This is a genomic window from Paraburkholderia sp. BR10954 (assembly GCF_040965775.1).
GTDB lineage: Bacteria > Pseudomonadota > Gammaproteobacteria > Burkholderiales > Burkholderiaceae > Paraburkholderia > Paraburkholderia youngii.
Genome location: NZ_JBFRCK010000208.1, coordinates 1 through 558, shown reverse-complemented (window position 1 = coordinate 558; position 558 = coordinate 1). Strand labels below are relative to the sequence as shown.

The following is a 558-nucleotide window of genomic DNA, read 5'->3' as shown; positions in this document are numbered from 1 at the left end:
AGTCGCCGCCATTGACGACCGGGACCGGGTGCTGTACTGCAAGCGGCTGGCCAATGATCTCCAACTCATAGTGGCCGCGCTGGAGCCCTATCGGGATGAACTGCAGGGAGTAGTCGTGGAATCAACGTTCAACTGGTACTGGCTTGTCGACGGACCGATGGCCGCCGGTTTTGCCGTACATCTGGCCAATACTGCAGCGATCCGGCAGTACGAGGGCCTGAAGTACTCTGGTGACGAGCACGACGCCGTATTCCTTGCCCATATTTTTCGGCTTGGACTCCTGCCCGAAGGCTACATCTATCCGTCGCATGAACGCGCGCTGCGCGACCTGGCACGCAAGCGCATGCAGCTTGTCCAGCAACGCACCCTGAACATCCTGAGTATCGAAAACCTGCTCGCCAGGCAGCTTAATCTACGCATCAATGGAGAACACGTGCAGCGTCTCGACGACACAGCGGTGCGAGCACTCGCGTTGCCGCCGCACGTCGAGCGCGCGCTGATGGCCAACCTTGCCGTGCTTCATACGCTGTGCGCAGAGATTGAGGCGCTTGAGATCAT

1 protein-coding gene is annotated in these 558 nt (G+C 59.5%); it reads left to right on the top strand.

What is annotated here, in order from left to right; translation table 11 throughout:
* Positions 1-558, top strand: a 558-nt coding sequence (locus tag AB4Y34_RS41910; protein WP_368719315.1) for a transposase, incomplete at both ends; no start/stop codon positions are given.